Source organism: Pantoea sp. BS_8 (assembly GCF_041954965.1).
GTDB classification, from domain to species: Bacteria; Pseudomonadota; Gammaproteobacteria; order Enterobacterales; family Enterobacteriaceae; genus Pantoea; species Pantoea stewartii.
Genome location: NZ_JAVAXU010000004.1, coordinates 250,989 through 267,451, shown reverse-complemented (window position 1 = coordinate 267,451; position 16,463 = coordinate 250,989). Strand labels below are relative to the sequence as shown.

13 protein-coding genes are annotated in these 16,463 nt (G+C 53.8%); 9 read left to right on the top strand and 4 right to left on the bottom strand.

Features of this window, described 5'->3' with window-relative positions; translation table 11 throughout:
• The first annotated feature begins 414 nt into the window (after positions 1-414).
• Both RAC65_RS11545 and RAC65_RS11540 read left to right on the top strand, forming a co-directional pair.
• Positions 415-2,151 (top strand): ABC transporter permease subunit, encoded by a 1,737-nt coding sequence (locus RAC65_RS11545; RefSeq protein ID WP_054688189.1) that lies wholly within the window; start codon positions 415-417, stop codon positions 2,149-2,151.
• Between the two features lie 10 nt (positions 2,152-2,161).
• Positions 2,162-3,499, top strand: coding sequence for an AAA-associated domain-containing protein (locus RAC65_RS11540; protein ID WP_164482913.1), 1,338 nt, complete (start codon positions 2,162-2,164; stop codon positions 3,497-3,499).
• 135 nt (positions 3,500-3,634) lie between these two features.
• Here RAC65_RS11540 and RAC65_RS11535 read toward each other — a convergent pair whose 3' ends face one another.
• A complete protein-coding gene (locus RAC65_RS11535; RefSeq protein WP_033740161.1) occupies positions 3,635-4,888 on the bottom strand; it encodes an enolase C-terminal domain-like protein in 1,254 nt (417 codons plus the stop codon).
• 325 nt (positions 4,889-5,213) lie between these two features.
• Between RAC65_RS11535 and RAC65_RS11530 the strand changes: the two genes are divergently transcribed.
• The 4 genes from RAC65_RS11530 to RAC65_RS11515 all read left to right on the top strand — a co-directional run bounded on the left by RAC65_RS11530 (position 5,214) and on the right by RAC65_RS11515 (position 9,434).
• Entirely contained in the window at positions 5,214-5,981 is a 768-nt protein-coding gene (locus RAC65_RS11530; RefSeq protein WP_039338810.1) for an SDR family oxidoreductase, read from the top strand.
• A gap of 42 nt (positions 5,982-6,023) precedes the next feature.
• The gene (idnD, locus tag RAC65_RS11525; protein ID WP_039338809.1) at positions 6,024-7,052 is read left to right on the top strand and encodes an L-idonate 5-dehydrogenase; all 1,029 of its coding nucleotides are present in this window, start codon (positions 6,024-6,026) and stop codon (positions 7,050-7,052) included.
• 141 nt (positions 7,053-7,193) lie between these two features.
• Entirely contained in the window at positions 7,194-8,591 is a 1,398-nt protein-coding gene (locus tag RAC65_RS11520; protein ID WP_058702107.1) for an MFS transporter, read from the top strand.
• Between the two features lie 102 nt (positions 8,592-8,693).
• A complete protein-coding gene (locus RAC65_RS11515) occupies positions 8,694-9,434 on the top strand; it encodes a FadR/GntR family transcriptional regulator (protein WP_375096721.1) in 741 nt (246 codons plus the stop codon).
• A 50-nt stretch (positions 9,435-9,484) separates the two neighbouring features.
• Here the strand turns inward: RAC65_RS11515 and RAC65_RS11510 are convergent, their stop codons facing one another.
• Complete coding sequence (locus tag RAC65_RS11510) at positions 9,485-10,153, bottom strand: YecA family protein (protein ID WP_039338808.1); 669 nt, start codon at positions 10,151-10,153, stop codon at positions 9,485-9,487.
• Between the two features lie 382 nt (positions 10,154-10,535).
• Here RAC65_RS11510 and RAC65_RS11505 point away from each other — a divergent pair, with 382 nt between their 5' ends.
• The 3 genes from RAC65_RS11505 (at position 10,536) to RAC65_RS11495 (ending at position 13,215) form a co-directional block, all read left to right on the top strand.
• Positions 10,536-11,702: a serine hydrolase domain-containing protein gene (locus tag RAC65_RS11505; protein ID WP_375096724.1), complete on the top strand. Its 1,167-nt coding sequence runs from the start codon at positions 10,536-10,538 to the stop codon at positions 11,700-11,702.
• Between the two features lie 131 nt (positions 11,703-11,833).
• The gene (locus tag RAC65_RS11500) at positions 11,834-12,355 is read left to right on the top strand and encodes an RcnB family protein (RefSeq protein ID WP_205951227.1); all 522 of its coding nucleotides are present in this window, start codon (positions 11,834-11,836) and stop codon (positions 12,353-12,355) included.
• Between the two features lie 152 nt (positions 12,356-12,507).
• The gene (locus RAC65_RS11495) at positions 12,508-13,215 is read left to right on the top strand and encodes a GNAT family N-acetyltransferase (protein ID WP_039338805.1); all 708 of its coding nucleotides are present in this window, start codon (positions 12,508-12,510) and stop codon (positions 13,213-13,215) included.
• Positions 13,216-13,236: 21 nt separating this feature from the next.
• Here RAC65_RS11495 and RAC65_RS11490 read toward each other — a convergent pair whose 3' ends face one another.
• Both RAC65_RS11490 and opgB read right to left on the bottom strand, forming a co-directional pair.
• Complete coding sequence (locus RAC65_RS11490; protein WP_375096720.1) at positions 13,237-13,848, bottom strand: coiled-coil domain-containing protein; 612 nt, start codon at positions 13,846-13,848, stop codon at positions 13,237-13,239.
• Between the two features lie 234 nt (positions 13,849-14,082).
• On the bottom strand, positions 14,083-16,374 hold the full coding sequence (opgB, locus tag RAC65_RS11485) for a phosphatidylglycerol--membrane-oligosaccharide glycerophosphotransferase (RefSeq protein ID WP_375096719.1): 2,292 nt from the start codon (positions 16,372-16,374) through the stop codon (positions 14,083-14,085).
• Positions 16,375-16,463: the final 89 nt, after the last annotated feature.

The window sequence follows — 16,463 nt, the reverse complement described above, 5'->3', positions numbered from 1 at the left end:
AATCGATTCGTTAAGTAAATGGATTATCAAGACAGAGATGGCTTGCTGCCAGAACCTGTCGCATGCGCCTGTACAAAAAATATTAAACAGGTTTATATTTTAAACCCTCAGTCTCAGCAACCACTGGCATCAAAAAACAGAGCAAACTGTGATTATGTCGTGGGTTTTACGCGCGCAGGATGCCTTTGTCGTGTAAGGCGTGGGCGTACATTGTTGGGGCCTTTGCCACATCATTCAGTCTGTTTGTATTAAGAAAAGGGCAGCATTGCGCGTGCCAGCAAAAACCGGGACTGGGCTTTCATAAAAAATTAATAAAAACCCCGCTATCAGGTGAGCATACGTTTAATAATCCTGACTGATAATCCCTCACCTGAAATACTTCAGTCGCTCCGTGATGAAAAGAAGAGAGGGCTCATGAACTTCCGATTCACCATGCTGGCGGCTAACAGACGGTTGCTGCCAAACGTCTGGGATGCCGTGGCATTTCCCCTGATTATTTGCCTGATTGCAATGGTGGCGGTGGGCTTTCATCAAACGCTGATGCCGATTGACAGCCTGAAAACCCAGGCCATCTCCCTTGATCCGACTAATCTGCCGGAATATGCCATGCGCACCACGCTGCGTATGTTGGTAGCGATGCTGGCTTCACTGGTGTTCAGCCTGATCTACGGCACGCTGGCGGCCAAAAGTCGCCGGGCAGAAAAGGTGTTAGTGCCCATTCTGGATATCCTGCAGTCCGTGCCGGTGCTGGGTTATATCTCTTTTACCGTGACCTTTTTTATTGCCCTTTTTCCCGGGCAGGTGCTGGGCGTAGAACTGGCGGCGATATTTGCCCTGTTTACCAGTCAGGCCTGGAACATGACCTTTAGCTTTTACCAGTCGCTACGTACCGTACCGGCCGATTTGGTGGAAGTCTCACGTGGCTTTCATCTGACCGGCTGGCAACGTTTCTGGAAGCTGGATGCGCCTTTCGCCGTGCCGGGACTGGTGTGGAATATGATGATGTCGATGTCGGGGGGCTGGTTCTTTATTGTCGCCTCAGAGGCGATCACGGTGGGTAACAATACCTTTACCTTACCGGGCGTGGGCGGCTATCTGGCACAGGCGATTCTGCATAAAGATATCCATGCGGTGGGCTGGGTACTGCTTACGATGGTGATCGTGATTCTGGCTTATGATCAACTGTTGTTCAGGCCGCTGGTGGCCTGGGCGGATAAGTTCCGCATGGAAAACACACGTTCGGGGAGTGCGCCGACCTCATGGGTGCGTGATCTGATGCGCCGTACGCGCCTGATTCACCAGATCTTTACGCCGCTGCGCCTACTGCTGTCTGCGCTGGCGCGTATCTCGTGGCGCTGGCCTGCCTCCAGGTCGGTCCGGGCCGAAAGCAGCACGGAATCCCGCTCGCGTCTGGGTGACTTTATCTGGGGCGCCTTCGTCATTTTACTGACCCTGTATGTGGTCTGGCGGGTTATTACCTATGTGCAAATCGGTGTCACGCTGGCGGACGTGAAACATGTCTTCGGCCTGGGGCTGATTACGCTTCTGCGCGTCACCGTGTTGATTCTGATTTCATCGCTGATTTGGGTGCCGCTGGGCGTGATGATTGGCCTGCGTCCTGCACTGGCCGGAAAAATTCAGCCGGTTGCCCAGTTCCTGGCGGCGTTCCCGGCCAACCTGATGTTTCCGGTGTTCGTCATTATGATTGTGCACTTCAGGCTGAATCCGGATATCTGGCTGTCTCCGCTTATTGTGCTTGGTACGCAGTGGTACATCCTGTTTAACGTCGTGGCGGGCACCACCGCCTTTCCCAATGATTACAAAGAGGCTGCCGCAAACTTTCATATTCGCGGCTGGCAGTGGTGGCGTCAGGTGATGCTGCCCGGCATTTTCCCCTACTACATTACCGGTGCCATTACCGCTTCCGGCGGAGCCTGGAACGCCAGCATCGTGTCCGAATTTGTACAATGGGGAAATACGCAGGTCACCGCCCACGGCCTGGGGGCGTATATCGCGCAAACCACGGCCGCTGGGGACTTCCCGAGGATTATTCTTGGTATCGCCGTGATGTCGTTGTTTGTCACCTTGTTCAACCGTCTGCTGTGGCGGCCGCTGTACGTCTACGCTGAATCAAAATTCCGTGCTAATTAAGGGACCCGAGATGTTAAACAATCAACCCACACACCATGCAGACGTGTCGACCAAAAAAACGGACGGTCGCCAGGCGGTCCTGACGGTAAAAGACATTAAGCACGGTTACGATAAAGCGCACGGTGAAGTGCTGATTCTGGATGACGTCAATCTGACTCTGCATGAAGGCGAGATAGTGGGGCTGCTGGGCCGCTCTGGTTCGGGAAAATCGACACTGCTGCGCATTATTTCTGGTCTGATTACGCCCGGCTCGGGTTCCGTTGACTACCTGGGCGCACCGCTGAACGGCCCCGCCAAAGGCGTGGCGATGGTGTTCCAGACCTTTGCGCTGTTTCCCTGGTTAACGGTGCTACAGAACGTAGAAGCCGGGCTTGAAGCGCTGGGCGTGGAAAAAGCGGAACGCAGAAAGCGTGCGCTGGCGGCCATTGACCTTATCGGCCTGGACGGTTTCGAAAACGCCTATCCGCGTGAATTATCGGGCGGCATGCGTCAGCGTGTGGGCTTTGCACGCGCTCTGGTCGTCGATCCCACCTTATTGTTAATGGATGAGCCGTTTTCCGCGCTGGATGTGTTAACCGCCGAAACGCTGCGTACCGATTTACTCGATCTGTGGAATGAGGGACAGATGCCGATGAAATCGGTGCTTATCGTCACCCACAATATCGAAGAAGCCGTCTTTATGTGTGACCGCATTCTGGTGCTGTCCTCTAACCCCGGGCGCGTAGTGGCAGAAATCAAAGTGCCCTTTGGCCATCCGCGTAACCGGTTGGATCCGGCTTTTCGTCGGCTGGTCGATGATGTTTATACCCAAATGACCGCACGGCCTACCAGCGATAATGTGAAAAAGAGCCTCAGACTGGGAACGCGGCTGCCGCATGTGTCAACCAACCTGATGGCCGGGTTGATCGAAACCCTGGCAGCAGCACCGTACCACGGCCGCGCCGACATGCCAGAGGTGGCCCGTTCGCTGCATCTGGAAGTCGATGAACTGTTCCCGATAGCCGAAGTGCTTCAGTCGCTGGGCTTTGCGGACGTGCGGGAAGGGGACATCTTCCTGACGCCGCCCGCCCGGGTGTTTGCCGAGTCAGACACGCAGCAGCGTAAGGTGATGTTTGCCGATCATCTGCTGCGTTACGTGCCGCTGGCCGCCCTGATCAAAACGGTACTGGATGAGCGTCCGGGACATCGTGCACCGCGCGTGCGTTTTGAACAGGAACTGGAAGATTCGCTTTCCGACAGTGCGGCTAAAGAGACGCTGGATAGTGTGATTAACTGGGGCCGTTATGCGGAGATCTTCTCTTATAACGACCAGACCGAGTACTTTAGCCTGGAAGACGTCGAATTCTGATTGGGGTGGATGAACCGGTAGCGACTCAGGGTCACTGACCCGGTCCCTGGTCTGAACGCGAGTACGTTTCGTTTACAGGACCGGGAAGAATAAAGCAAAGGCACCCTGTTGCGCCTTTGCTTCCCGTTAACGGATTCAGGGACGCCAGACCGTGCCATCGGGCGTACGGGCCATCGTCCAGGTGGGGTTACCGCCTTCGCAGGGGAATTTCGCCGCCAGCGTTTCATTAATGTCGATACCCAATCCCGGCCTGTCATTAACGTACGCATAGCCTTGCTCGACGTCCGGGCAGCCGGGAAACACTTCACGCAGGGCATCGTTCATCGGCGTGTATTCCTGAACGCCAAAATTTGGTGAGCTCAGGTCCAGATGCATATTCGCACACACGCCGACCGGTGAAATATCGCCGGGGCTGTGCCAGGCCGTGCGGACACCGTTTAATTCACTGTAAACAGCAATTTTCTTCGCCGGCGTAATTCCGCCAATGGAACTGATATGGCAGCGAATATAGTCAATCAGCTTATTGTCGATCAGCGGCTTCCATTCGTTCACATTCACGAACAGCTCGCCCATTGAGATGGGCGTAGAGGACTGCTGGCGCAGCATCTTCAGCCACTCCGTGTTCTCTGGCGCAACCGGATCTTCCAGGAAAAACAGCTGGTACGGCTCCAGGGCTTTAGCCATATGAATGGCGTTAATCGGTGTAATGCGCTCATGCGCATCGTGCAGAAGCTCTACGCCAAAACCCAGCTTGTTGCGCAGATGATCAAACAGGCGTGGAATGCTTTTCGCATAGGCTTCCGGATCAAAGTACATGCCTGCTGTTTTGCTGCGCGGTGAACGCTTAGGCTGGATATTTTTCGCTTTGACCATGCGGTTCGCGATGAGTCTGAGATCGTCAGTACCGGCACCGCCATACATGCCCATCTGGCAGCGGATATACTGATAACCTTCCTCCATTTTGGCGCGGGCACTGTCTTCCACTTCGACTTCGTCTGCGCCATCGGTGTGCACATAGAGCGCAATACCATCGCGACACTTGCCGCCCAGCAGCTCATAAACCGGCAATCCGGCCAGTTTGCCTTTAATGTCCCACAGCGCCATATCGACACCGGACAGGGCGTTATTCATGACCGGACCATTGCGCCAGTAGCCACTGACGGCGGCAGACTGCCAGATATCTTCGATTCTTGCCGGATCCTTGCCCGTCAGAAAAGGCGCCAGGTAATCATCAATGGCGCTTTGTACCGCATAGATGCGTTGGGTAAAGGTGGCGCAGCCCAGGCCATACAGACCCGGCTCGTTGGTTTCGATTTTAACCACGACCAGATCGATGCCGCCGGGCGCAGTCAGAATGGTTTTAACATTCGTGATGGACAGATTACTCACAATCGCTCCTCTTTTATCAGGCCACTTACCGCCACCGTCGTGCTCGTTGCTGCTCATGGCTAACAGGTATGTTGTCATACAACATGACTGTTTTATCACAAAGCCGGGTCGTTGCCCTTATTAGCTTCCGATTCTGTGATGGGGATCTAATGACTGAACTTTATGCACGTAGTTAAGATTTATTTTCTTAAAATACAGCATTCTAATCAATTTCAGGGTGAGGGCTTTGTGATAGACGCCTCATAACGCATCATTTCGTATTGATTTAATCTGCGCGTAAATTCACCTTAATAAGATAGTTGTCATACATATTTAAGGGTGGAATATGACTGCACTGTTCGATCTGACCGGGAAAACGGCATTAATCACCGGTTCATCTCGTGGGCTGGGTTATGCCTATGCTGAAGCCCTGGCGGCGGCCGGGGCACAGGTGATTTTGAACGGCACGCGTAAAGCGGGGCTGGATGAGGCGGTTGAACAACTCGTGGCGAAAGGCTATCACGCCACGGGGCGGGTATTCGATGTGACAGATGAAGGCGAAATTGAACAGGCATTTGCCGCGCTGGATGAGCAGGCGATTGCGGTGGATATCCTTATCAATAATGCCGGCATTCAGTACCGTAAACCGATGCTGGAACTGGCGCTTGAACAGTGGCAAAAAGTCATTGATACCAACCTGACCAGCGCCTTCCTGGTTTCACGCGCGGCGGCAAAGCGCATGATCGCCCGTCACCAGGGCGGAAAAATCATCAATGTCGGTTCGTTAACCAGTCAGGCCGCGCGTCCGACGGTTGCGCCTTATACGGCGGCCAAGGGCGGAATCAAGATGTTGACCTGCTCAATGGCGGCCGAATGGGCTCAGTTTAATATCCAGACCAACGCGATTGGGCCGGGTTATATCTTAACCGACATGAACCGTGCGCTGGTGGACGACGCCCGGTTTGATAGCTGGGTGAAAAGCAGCAATCCCTCTCAACGTTGGGGCCGGCCAGACGAAGTAGCCGGCACCGCCGTTTTCCTCGCTTCGCGCGCGTCAGATTATATCAACGGGCAGATGATTTACGTTGATGGCGGCTGGCTGGCCGTGTTGTGAGCCTTATTGACCTGCAAAGGGGAACCCATCGTGCATAGCTTAATGACCCAGGCCTGCGTGGCAAAGGGTAAAAAAGACATTGTGGTAGAAGAGCGCGAGCTGCATTACGCAGAGGATGACGTCGTGATAAAAGTGGAGTGCGGCGGCATTTGCGGATCCGATATTCATTATTATCACGAAGGGCGGGCCGGGTTATCCGTCATTCAGCATCCTTTTATTATCGGACACGAATTTGTGGGGCGGATTTATCATGCGCCGGAATCTTCTGCCCTTAAACCCGGACAGAAAGTGGCGGTTAACCCGTCGCAGCCCTGCGGGCGATGTGAATATTGTCAGGCCGGGAAACAAAATGCCTGCCCAACCATGCGCTTCATGGGCAGTGCGCAGTTCACGCCGCATGTGGAAGGCGGGTTTGCACAGTATGTCGTGGTGTCCGCGCAGCAGTGTGTGCCCTACGACGAGCAGGTTCCGGCCAGCGTGATGGCGGTTGCCGAGCCCACCGCGGTCGTCATTCATGCGCTTAATGTGGCAGGCAGTATCGTGGGCAAAAAGGTGCTGGTAATGGGCGCTGGCCCCATAGGCGCGTTAGCCATTGCCGCAGCAAAAGCATCGGGCGCAGCGGAAATAGTGGCCTGTGATCTCAGCGAGCGGTGTCGTCGTATTGCGTGTGAAATGGGTGCCGATGTCGCCGTGGACCCGGCCGATACGGCGGCCATGGCCCGCTATTGTGAACACCGGGGCTACTTTGACGTCACACTGGAGGCCAGCGGGGCAGAGGCAGCCATCAGCACCAGTATCCTGGCGACGCGGCCAGGTGGCACGGTGGTTCAAATTGGCATGGGAAAAAGCCCGCTTCATTTTCCCGTCGCGCAGATGCTGGTAAAAGAAATTAGCTGGAAAGGTTCCTTTCGTTTTATTGATGAATTTGCGGTTGCAGTGAAATGGCTGGAAAAAGGCATTATCGATCCGCGACCGATCCTGTCCGGTCAGTATGCGCATCAGGATATTGAAGTGGCTTTGCAGGCCGCCAGTGATAAAACGCAGCATTCAAAAGTGTTAGTCGTCTTTTAAGTTCATTCACAACAGCGCTGTTATTCAGCGTGCAAATAACTTTAATGATCAGGGCGAGTGAAATGCTCTCACGTCTCGCGTGGACTGCGCTCGCCTGTCTTTTATTCACCTGTCAACGCCGGGTTGGCCTCGGGGTAAAACATGAGTCATTCACATACGCGTACAAAAGAACGTAATACGTCTGATCTTGTCAGGGCCTCTGTTTCAGGATGGTTGGGTACCACGCTGGAGTTTATGGATTTCCAGTTATATTCCCTCGGTGCGGCTCTGGTTTTTCATGAAGTCTTTTTTCCCGGGCAATCAGGCGCAATGGCGTTAATTCTGGCTATGGGCACCTACGGCGCAGGTTATATCGCGCGTATTGTGGGCGCCGTCTTTTTTGGCAAAATGGGCGACCGCGTGGGCCGAAAAAAAGTGCTGTTTATGACCATCGCATTAATGGGCATATGCACCACATTAATTGGTGTGTTACCGACCTATCAGCAGGTCGGTATTCTGGCGCCTTTATTGCTGGTCGCGTTGCGCGTAATACAGGGATTAGGGGCAGGGGCAGAAATCGCCGGGGCCAGTACGATGCTGGCGGAATATGCGCCCAAAGGGAAAAAAGGCCTTATCGCTTCCCTGGTTGCCATGGGCACTAACTGCGGCACCTTGAGTGCCACCGCTATCTGGGCCGTCATGTTCTTGTTTTTCACTAACGAAGAGGTCGTCGCCTGGGCGTGGCGTATTCCTTTTCTGGCCAGTTTTGTTGTGATGGGGTTTGCGCTCTGGCTGCGCTTTAATTTGAAAGAAAGCCCGGTGTTTGAAAATGTGGCAGCATCCGCAACCGTTACGCTCCGGTCGAAGAAAAGTCAGTCCATTTTTCAGTTAATTCAGGGGAAAGCGTTCTGGATAGCAACCGGCCTGCGGTTTGGCCAGGCCGGAAATTCGGGGATTATTCAGACCTTCCTGGCAGGCTATATGGTGCAAACGCTGTTATTTAATAAAGCGATTCCCACCGATGCCATCATGGTCAGTTCCGTGATTGGTTTTCTGACGATTCCCCTGCTCGGCTGGCTCTCAGACAGGGTCGGGCGGCGCATTCCCTATCGCATACTGACCGTCGGCTCGATCCTCCTGGCCTACCCGATGATTTCACTGATCGTCGACAAGTCCCAGGCTGTCAGCACCATTATGGTGTGCCTGATCGTGATTCATAACATCGCGGTGCTGGGCCAGGCCGCTATTGAAGGGATCACCATGGCAGAGATGTTTGGTTCGCAAAACCGCTTCGCACAAATGGCGATTTCAAAAGAAATTGGCGGGTTGTTTGCCACCGGATTAGGTCCTCTGCTGGCGGGGATATTTTGTCAACTTACCGGCTCCTGGCACCCGATTGCGGTGATGTTAATCTGTTATTCCTGCATCGGTCTGCTGGCGTCACTGATCATGCCTGAGGTGGCCGATCGCGATCTGACCGCAGAAGCCGATGCGGTGGAGGCACAGTCTGCCATCAGTCAGCACAGGGTGTCCGCGCTCAGCCCGCGTCGCGGCGAATAATGGCCTGTTTTCGAACGGCGTGCTTTGCGGTGTCAACACAGGACTTTGTCTGAAAGGATGAGATAGAATGGCATCATGTAGGACATCATATGAGAAGGTGTTGTGAGCATAAAATCCATTCAGAAACAGAACGTTGTTAACGAAGTGTTCGAGCAAATCAAGGCCCGGCTACTGGACGGTAGCTGGCCCGCGGGCGCTCGCTTGCCTTCTGAAGCGGAGCTGACACACTCTTTCAATGTCAGCCGGGTGAGTGTGCGCAGTGCGGTGCAGCGGTTGCGTGATCTTGGCATTATCATCACCCGTCAGGGCAGCGGAAGCTATGTGTGCGAAGATTTCACGCCGCAGATGCTGAACAGCAGTGCCAGACCGCTGATGCACCTGAGTCGGGAAGCGTTTAATGACATGATGGTGTTTCGTCAGACCGTCGAGTTTAAATGTGTCGAGCTGGCAGTTGAACACGCGACGGAAGACGACATTACCCTGCTTGAGCAGGCCCTGAATAGCATGCTCATCAACAAAGGGGATTATAAGAAATACTCGGAGGCCGATTATGAATTTCATCTGGCGATTATCCGGGCTTCCCATAACAGCGTGTTTTACAACGTGATGAAGTCAATTAAGGACATTTACTACTATTACCTGGAAGAGCTGAATCGCTCGCTGGGTATCACCCTTGAGAGCGTGGAAGCGCATATTAAGGTGTTTATGGCGATTAAAAACCGCGATGCGTCTTCGGCAGTGCAGGTGCTGAATGACGCGATGAAGCACAACGTGGTGGCTATCGACAGGATTAAGAACGGCGAAGGTCTGTCACCTGCGCAGCCCGTTCCCGCGCCGCGTTAATGTCATGTACCTATAACAGTGAATGGGGCCGGTTACCGGCCCCGGGTGGCTTAGTGCAGACAGCACTGCTTGTATTTTTTACCGCTGCCACACGGGCAGGGATCGTTGCGACCAGGCTGCTTTGCTGCCGTGACAGGCTGTTGAACCTGAGGAATCGCCTCAGGCTGCGCAATCCAGTAATCGTGCAGCGCAAGAGCGGCAGGACGTATGGCATCCATGCTGCTTTCCATCTCTTCCGGCGTTAACGCATCGACTTTTTCGAGGTTTTCTTCCTTGCCATGCAGCGCGATGACGTCCAGTGATTCGTGCAGTTCGGCAGGCAGCGCAGACCAGTCCGTCAGCGCTACGCCGCGCATATAGCCATAGCACCACTCTTCCACCACGGTGAATTCCAGACCTTCCATTTCACGCACGCCAAACAACGGCTCAAATTGCTCCGGAAACTCGGACAGGCGGTCAGCGATATCATTCATATGTTGAAAGCAGAGCTCCATAAAGCGCGTCATTTCGCGCTCATTGCTCCATTTAGGGATATGCTTTTCGCCGCCCCAGAGCGCAACCAGCCAGCGGCTGGGTTCAACCGTTGTCGGGCCTGACAGTACGGCGGTGAGCAGGCCATCCAGTTCGGACACATCAAGAATAGATGCTTCGCTACCGTATTTTTCCAGCATATCATCAAGCCACTGCAGCTCTTTCTCGCTTAATGGACCTTCTTTCATGGTTCTCTCCGGGCGTTTCTGGTTCAGCAGAAAATTGACTGCGTGTAAAAGCGCGCAGTGTACACGCTTATGCATCTGATGGCAGCGCCATCAGATGCACAACGTAATAAGGGACACGACAGAGGCATTCTCTCTGTCGCTATGTTACTCTCCCGGCCCCGCAAGGCCTGATGCCAGAGGGAACGACAGGCGGAACGCCGCCTGGCAACCGGATAAAGATTTAGCTGACTGTGCCGATATAAGCACAGCGGTATCATCTTGCAGGATCGCGATGAAGCTTTTCGTCAGCGCCCTGATACGACAATAAGACGGGCGCGAGGACGTGACCAGAAAAAAGACGCTCATCCGGACGTTATCCGGCCTGCTGACCGGATGCTGCGGTATGTTGACACGGTTCGGCATAGTGACGATCGGTGCGGTGGGGTTAACCGCCTGCGGCACACTGTCGCAAACGTCCGCCCCCATGGGCGACAGGCTTTATCTGACTCACAGCGCCTTCCACGATAATCTGGATGACCTGGTGCGCCATTACATGCAGCGCAAACAGGTCTCCGGCATCAGCATTGCCATTATCCACAAAAATGCGCCCACGTTGTTCTACAGCGCCGGCGTGACGGACGATGTCCATCGTTATCCTGTTACGCCTGATACCTTGTTTGCGCTGGGCTCCTTGAGTAAAGGCGTAACCGCAGAGGTGATCACGCAACAAGTCGATGAGGGGCAACTGCGCTGGGAAGATACGCTGGCAACCCTGCTACCCGCAACAGTGGCATTGAGCCCGGATGCCCGTCGTATCACGCTGTTACAACTGGTGACGCACACGTCAGGATTGCCGCGCCAGGACATGGACCTGGCGATGTTTATGCAGTTCATGACTTATCTTCGCACGGGGCAGAATTTTTACGGCAATCTCGACGATGACCGGGTGCTCAGCTATCTGGCCGACTTTAGGGCACCCCGTCACCGCGTTCCTCAGTATTCAAATCTGGGTTATGCGCTGTTGGGCTATATCTTACGCACCCGATGCCATAGTGATATTGACAGCCTGGCCCGTCAGCGAATCTTTCGTCCACTGGGAATGACGCAAACGAGTTTTGTGCCTGAGCGCCTCAGCGGTTTCCCCATGCGGGCGCTGGGCCATGCTGGCGATCAGCCAAAGTTTATTCCGCGCGGCGATATTACGCCGGACTGGCGCTTCAGGCGTAATATGATCGCTGCAGGCAGTCTGTACAGCAATGCCCGCGATCTCAGCGTCTATCTGCGGGCACATTTGACGCCCGGTCCGTATCCTGAAATCAACCGCGCGTTCGCCGGGGTGAATAAACGCGTATACCAACAGGGCAACCAGACGCAGAACATCGCCTGGGTAACGGACCGGCTGGAAGGTCGAAACATCACTTATCAGGTAGGCTATATTGGTGGTTATTCGGCATTTATCGGTTTTGACAGAGAGGCTGGCAATGCGATTGTGGTGCTGCAAAACGCGTTTAACTGGAGTAACTACCTGGGTATCACATTGCTGCTTAACCTGGCAGAAAAAGACAGGTAAGGTGTAAGCAGGAGCCGGAATACGTTGCGATTCCTTACACTTACCTTTATGAGTGATGGAACGGTAATCCTGTTCAGATTGTCTTCAGAGTGGTCTACTGTTATTAAAATCAATTCAATGTGGAAATTATTATGCGCAGGACTCAAATTGCTTTAATTTCAGCGGGTTTACTGTTCGGCTCGCTGAGCCTTATCCCTGCTGTTCAGGCCGCAGGCGAAACCACCGACAACGTGCCGCCGCCGCAGGTTCAACCTGCTGCGCCTGCCAGCCCGTCTGGCGAGTCGAATGTACAGCCAGGCAGTAATGCGGCTCAACCCGAAACGGCACCCGTTCAGTCCCAGGCACCTGCGAGTTCTGACTCTAACGACGGTATTACGCCAACCACGCCATCGCATGCGGAGGGTAATCCCGGTAAGCCGAACTACGATCTCAGCACCATCATCATCGATTACAAAGAGCATAAAATCGGTGATACCGTGCCAGATAAATACCGCAGCAAGACCTATACCATCACGGAGTGGCAGAAACGTAACCTGCCTGCGCCTCAGCCCGGTACGCACTGGGCTTATATCAATGCCAATTACATCCTGATCACCGATGACACCGGTAAGATCGTCATGGGTAAATCAGGCGATATCTTCTTCCGCGGATAAGCCCGTCGCCGGACGTCGGCATGACGCAACCGGAGAATGTGAAATAACGGCCTCGTCACGGGGCCGTTTTTTTTCGTTTTATCAGAGTAAGACTTCTCAACCTCTGCGTAACGTGGCAACGTGTTTTGATTAACCGAAACGCAGGAGGCACGATGGCACAGCACCTCAATCAGTATGGTCAACCGGTAGGGCAATCAATGCCCGACTGGCAGTCACGCCCTTTACCACAACGCGAGATTTTTCAGGGACAGGTCTGTCGGCTTGAACCCTTTAGCGTCGCTGCGCATGGGGCGGCACTCTGGCAGGCCTGGTCACTGGCGGAAGATGGTCGTGACTGGACTTACCTTTCAGATGGTCCTTTTGATGATGAGGCCGCATGGTTAGCTCATGCCAGAACCATGGAGGCGAGTCGGGATCCGCTGCATTTCAGTGTGGTTGATCGAAAAACCGACAGGGCTGTGGGGACGCTATCGCTGATGCGTATTGACGCGGCGAATGGTGTGATGGAGGTGGGATTCGTCACCTTCTCCCGCTTACTTCGGCAGACAAGAATGGCGACAGAGGCACATTTTCTGCTAATGCGTTACGCCTTTGAACAGCTTGGCTACCGACGTTATGAATGGAAATGCGACAGCTGCAATCTGCCTTCTCGCCGGGCCGCGTTACGTCTGGGGTTCCAGTTTGAAGGGGATTTTCGCCAGGCCCGCATCTATAAAGGTCGCACGCGCGATACCAGTTGGTTTTCGATCATTGACAGCGAATGGCCGCAGGTGAAAGCGGGTTTTGAACGCTGGCTGGCAGAGACCAACTTCACCCGTGAAGGCCAGCAACGAGAAAAGCTGGAAACGCTTCGGGGCTGAGATCTGCCCCTGCCTGGTCGTTCAGACAAGCATGTATTTCATGGCCGCCATAAGCAGAGTGGTGGTCATGACCATAAGCAGACGTTTAACCCAGCACATATCGTTTTTTAACCCGCCGACATCCGTCCTGATTTCATCCACATCGGTTCTCAGCGTACTGACATCCATAGTCAGCCTGTTCACATCGGTTTTCAGGCTATTAACGTCTGTTCTCAGCACGCTGACATCACTCTTCAGGGTGTCGACGTCCGTTCTCAGTACGCTGACATCACTCTTCAGGCTATCGAAGTCCGTTCTCAGTATGCTGACATCACTCTTCAGGCTATCGACGTCCGTTCTCAGTACGCTGACATCACTCTTCAGGCTATCGAAGTCCGTTCTCAGTATGCTGACATCACTCTTCAGGCTACCGAAGTCCGTTCTCAACACGCTGAGATCGGTCTCCATATTCTCAGACTGCTTACTCAGCCTGAGAATATGCTGGTTATGACGCGTAAAAGCCTGCATGACATCAGCGCGCGAGAGTGCGTTGTCCTGCTGTATCTGCGCAAAAATATCGACCATCACTTCGGCCTGACGGTCATTGATGCCTGCCCGTTGCAGACGTTTAAACGCTTTATGTGTATTCATCATTGCGGTCGCCATTCATGCCTCTTCCCGTTTCATCACACCGTGATGGCATCATGACAGGCAAGCCGAAACAGTCACAGTACAGAGGCAACATCTTGCGGATTAAATCCAAAAATATCAATTAGTTAAACAGGTAATAATCATTTTTTTGCGTGGCGCTTCGCAAAAAGATGAGCGTTTTGCTGCTGCCAACATCGCCATTTCAATGCCGGCAGCCAACGTCAGTGGCGTGACCACTCAGGGAAGGGGAACGACCTTGAGCTCGACCAGACCAATACCGAGTTTGCGCGGATCTTGTCCGGCGATGTTGTTGAGGTTACTGAGTTGCGGCTCGGGCGGCGAGAGCGTTAACCGGTGGCTTCCTTCAGGATTGTCAAAACGTAGCGTATGGGTAGAGGGAATCTCCCCCAGCGTCAGCAACTGCTCAGTATCGCCCACCCTGACCGGTATTGGCCGGTGGATGTTCGGACCGTAGGCACGAGCGGTGATCACCAGATCAAAGTGCGCGGGCAACGGATCGACAAACTCAATCGTCACGTCGGGGGCAAGACTGGCATTCGACCAGCGTCCCCAACTTTCCTGGCGCGAAATGCCGCTAAACTGCTTCACACTGGCTGGCGCGCCGGGGATCGCAAACAGAAAGCTTTCAGCGTCATAACGAATCGCATTATCTTCGATGCGCAGCTGTGCGACAGCAAGTTGGTAGCGGGCATTGCTGAGGGTGTCTGCCGGGAACCGGGCTTGACCTTTCCACTGAGGCGTATCAACGCGTGTGACGGTGGGCTGATCCGCAGGTTGCCCCATCGCAACGCACCAGTCACCGGACAGTGCCAGAGAAGGTTGCCAGATGCGGCCCATTTTGAAACAGCGATCGACCCAGATAAACTTCTCATCTGCTTTGAAATCGGCCAGCTGGAAACGCAACGGCGCGGAATATTCCCCTTCCGGCAGCGGCTCTATATGTTTATCTGTTACGCGCAACAGAATCGGCAATTTAAAGCTGGTTCCGGAAAAGCTGAAAGTATTTTTGGCCTGATTGATAATAAAACTGTCGATTTTGCTGGGAAAATTCCAGAGCTGAATAATATCGGGCTTCCAGCTTAAGACTTTGGTTTTCATGTCCTCAAACTGACTGGATAACGACACCGCTGACAGACTGCTGCGGCCCAGGCCAATCGCATTATCCCCGCCCAGGATATCCAGCAACGTGGCGCCGTTATCCAGCGTACTGCGTTTCATATCAATCACGTCGGTCTCAGGCCGATCGCCGCGAATCACCATAAACAAATCGTGGCGGGGATGCGTTATCAAAAAAGGGTGCGCGGTATTGTTCATCGCCAGATGATCGGAGGCAACCACAATCACCGTGTCAGCGAACCACGGGGACGCTTTGATACGGGCGATCAGTCGGGCGATATGTTCCTGTGAGCAGGACACCGCGCTGAACGACTGGTTGGGTTTGCCCGCATAGCTATAGCTTTTGCGCTGGCAACCGCGAGAAATAAAACCGTCGGGATGGTGCGTGTCGACGGTGAGCGCAAACAGCGCAAACCGTTTTTGCTGGCGTGACAGCGAGGCATAAGTGTCGTAAACCTTATCCAGCACTGTGTCGTCATAATATCCCCAGTTATTGCGGTACGTGGGATCGCGCACCTGATCTTTTAGCTCCTGTGCACCGTACATATGTGCGGCATCGAAACCGTGGGAATGCAAAAAGACATCTTTGCCTGCAAAGCGTAAATCGGCCCCCTGAATAAACCAGTTCTCATAGCCCGAGTTCTTCAGGATATCGCCCAGGCAGATATTTTGTGGATAAAAGCTGGAAAGGGAAGCGGAGGCATTGCCGTCGAAAGGGGCAAAAAGGGGAATGCCGCACTGCGATGCGACCATACCGGCAATGGTGTAATCCGTGCCGGGCAGTTGTTCGGTCTGACTGAAGTCCAGGCTTTGCTCTTTCTCGCGATTCAATTCGGGGGCCAGACCCGGAAAGGCCATCTGGTCGAAATAGGTGCGCTCCAGGCTTTCAGCGTAGATATACACGACATTAAGCGCAGGCCGCTCAATGCGGTTCTTCGGCACCTTATAAACGGTGTCAAAGTCAGAGTCGTCCCGCAGTGAGTAAGAGGTGATCAGTGTGCTGACCTGATGAAAAGCCGGCGTGGTCTGCACCGCACCGGCGGCGCAGATAAATGCGACCAGGCTCCAGCCAGGGTGAAAAGGACGCTTACGGCGTCGAAGCAGCCATGATAAGGCGCAAAAGAGTAAAAACAGCACGATGAGCAGGCCAAGGCCGGGCACAACATATTTGCTCAGGCCCGCACCGGTCAGGCTGTTTGTCAGTGTATACACCACGGCATCGGTAATGCCCTCGCCCGTAAAATAATTGCTGGCAAACAGCGTGGCATTCAGCACGACAAACAGCATGAGCAACACCAGGACGAGGCAGAACCAGATTGTGTTTCGGCCTGCTTTACAGGAATAAACAGCAATCGCGGTCAGAAAAAGGAGCACTGACACGAATTCGGGCAACGTCACATCCTCTTATTATGTGAACCTGTCTCTTCTGAGGGGGACATTTTCATTAAATTGCGGCTCAATCTAGCTTGGCTGTCATCGGG